Origin of the sequence: Buttiauxella brennerae ATCC 51605, from assembly GCF_001654925.1 — a bacterium.
GTDB classification, from domain to species: domain Bacteria; phylum Pseudomonadota; class Gammaproteobacteria; order Enterobacterales; family Enterobacteriaceae; genus Buttiauxella; species Buttiauxella brennerae.
Map to the genome: position 1 here is coordinate 1 of NZ_LXER01000004.1, position 2,191 is coordinate 2,191.

The 2,191-nt window shown below is 43.2% G+C and carries 5 protein-coding genes and 1 pseudogene; 1 reads left to right on the forward strand and 5 read right to left on the reverse strand.

What is annotated here, in order from left to right; genetic code table 11:
• The coding region (locus tag M975_RS23170) for a SymE family type I addiction module toxin (RefSeq protein WP_483413586.1) at positions 1-183 on the forward strand (183 nt) is incomplete at its 5' end.
• 58 nt (positions 184-241) lie between these two features.
• Here M975_RS23170 and M975_RS00405 read toward each other — a convergent pair.
• The 5 genes and pseudogenes from M975_RS00405 to M975_RS23265 all read right to left on the reverse strand — a co-directional run.
• Positions 242-475, reverse strand: coding sequence for a hypothetical protein (locus tag M975_RS00405; protein WP_064556616.1), 234 nt, complete (start codon positions 473-475; stop codon positions 242-244).
• Positions 476-477: 2 nt separating this feature from the next.
• Positions 478-738, reverse strand: a complete 261-nt coding sequence (locus M975_RS23255; protein ID WP_245164244.1) for a hypothetical protein — start codon at positions 736-738, stop codon at positions 478-480.
• A gap of 153 nt (positions 739-891) precedes the next feature.
• Positions 892-939: pseudogene (locus M975_RS23535) on the reverse strand (hypothetical protein); the annotation flags it as partial.
• A 229-nt stretch (positions 940-1,168) separates the two neighbouring features.
• Entirely contained in the window at positions 1,169-1,459 is a 291-nt protein-coding gene (locus M975_RS00410) for a hypothetical protein (RefSeq protein ID WP_064556617.1), read from the reverse strand.
• On the reverse strand, positions 1,456-2,191 hold a 736-nt coding region (locus tag M975_RS23265), incomplete at its 5' end, for an RHS repeat domain-containing protein (protein WP_280643759.1). The genes M975_RS23265 and M975_RS00410, both read right to left, overlap by 4 nt.

Sequence of the window (2,191 nt, forward strand, 5' to 3'; positions counted from 1 at the left end):
TCGGGATTTGAGACGGGCGCGCATGTCACCGTTAAAATAACCGACGGCTGTATTGTGATTATTCGTGACAGCGAGGAAATGGACGACCTGAAACATGAGCAGGAAGTTCTACGCCAGCAACTTAGGGATATTAAGCGGGCGAATCAAAATATTAAATCGGCATTACAGAGCATAGCGAGTTAAATGAAGAGGCCGGAAAGATTAAGGGATGTTTCCGGACTTTTCATTTAAAAACATCAAGTTACTTTAACATCCGAACAACGGCAGTCTTAATCCTGTCAAGCTCCACTATAATGTTCTTATCCAAAGTCATTGTATTTAACTTATCTAAATAAAATTTTATCTTAAGCAATGCTTCAATAGAAGTAGAACTAAAGTCTATTGAATCCATTAGATCTCTAATAACATTTTCGTTACCGGTATTTTCGAGTTTAACGGCAAGCGATCTAACATCTTCATAAATATCATTTTTCATAATTAGTACTTACTGAATGTAATAATATCAACAGCGTCCGGAGGAACAACAACTTCAATACCACCTCCAGCGTTCCCTCCAATCCCTGGAGCAGGTCGAGTAACATGCTCAGCCCCAGGTTTTAATTTGGCAGTCATTATAAAATTACTGCGATCAATATTTTCCTGAGGTATTCCATATCTTCCTGCGTAACCTGGAGTGGAAGGATGCTCTAAAGCCCAAAATTGTGCCCCCGTTGTCTCACTTCTTTGTGTCGTTCCCATTCTGTAAAGGGTTGCACCATTTTCAACTTTTGCCCTTGCTGCCAAAGCCTCGGGGGAGTTTGATTGGTTTGCTGACCCATAGGGTGTATCAACACTTTTTTTACACAGCCCCAACGGATCAACATATTTAAGCGGATTCGGTACATACGAATACGGATTAATCCCCCCAGCCAGCCCTATCGGGTCTGCCGAAACATACAGCCCGGATTCAGACCTTCAGCATCATCATTCGCCGCATTCCAGCCGCCAAAACGGTAACGCTCCGCTGGTAGTCATACCCCGCTATCCCTTCCCCGTTCCCTGCCACCGTTTGCTTATCCTCCGGCCAAACGCGTCATAACGGTACTGCCAGTGTTCCCCCTACGGCGTGCTCCCCACTGATTGAGCGCATATGCAAACGAACAAGGAAGATGATTTACTTCCTTGTGAATCACATTTCTCTATACAGGTTTTCGGCCTCAATAATTAGCCTTCCTAGCGTAAGCGAAAATGGCCATTGATCTATTATTACATTCGAAATCCCTAGGTTTCTTTCATTTTTAGGGGGGATGGCATCTCGTTTTATTTTTTCCAAAACGCCCAAAAACGCCATCTTAAACGCCGTTAATTGCTGCGTTGAACTAATAGATAAGATGGCCGGATCGTTATTGATAATAACATTATCAATTTCATGAATAACACACTCTATTTTTTGTGAGGTTTTTTTTACTTTATTGTTCATAGGATTAATAGGTCATCCAAATTACTTATATACTTCTGCGTTTGCCCACCTGGTAAACCAAGTCCTTGAGTTGATGCTTTTCCTTCAATAATTACAGCCCCCGGCCTTACTTTGTATTGTGCTATCCCTGACATTTGATTCCATTCTGGTTTAATAGCAAGACTTTCTCTACTGGCAGGGAATGTTTCAAAAATGTATCGCCCTTTAGCATGAGCATTAACACCATCATAATACCTCAGGCCAAATTCTGCATCTGTTGCGTTTCGGACTTTTATTGTTTCTATATCAAATGACTTCAAGATGTTTTTCCTAAATTCCCTAGGTATGTTTTGTTCCTTCAAATAAGCAGAGGCGTCTTTTACACCCTTGTACGCATCATCCTTACACAGCCCCAACGGATCAACATATTTAAGCGGGTTATTAACATACCCGTAAGGATTCACTCCCCCCGCCAGCCCTATCGGGTCTGCCGAAATGTACTGTCCCGTTTCACTATCATAGTAACGGAAGCGGTTGTAGTGCAACCCGGATTCTGTATCTTCGTATTGCCCCGGAAAGCGCAGTCTGCAACTCAGCTTGTCATCATTTGCACTTTCTTCACGACCCCAGAGTTGTTGTTTCCCCCGCCAGGCAATGGAGCCGTTTTCGGTCAGCAGCTCCTGAATACGGCCGGTAATGTCGGTCACTGTGTAGTGCAGTTGCCCCTTTTCATAACGCGCAAGCGGGGTAAAA

Bases quoted from the DNA above. Each gene is read 5' to 3' on its own strand.
- M975_RS00405 (WP_064556616.1), bottom strand. From the start codon at position 475: ATGAAAAATGATATTTATGAAGATGTTAGATCGCTTGCCGTTAAACTC.
- M975_RS23255 (WP_245164244.1), bottom strand. From the start codon at position 738: ATGGGAACGACACAAAGAAGTGAGACAACGGGGGCACAATTTTGGGCT.
- M975_RS00410 (WP_064556617.1), bottom strand. From the start codon at position 1,459: ATGAACAATAAAGTAAAAAAAACCTCACAAAAAATAGAGTGTGTTATT.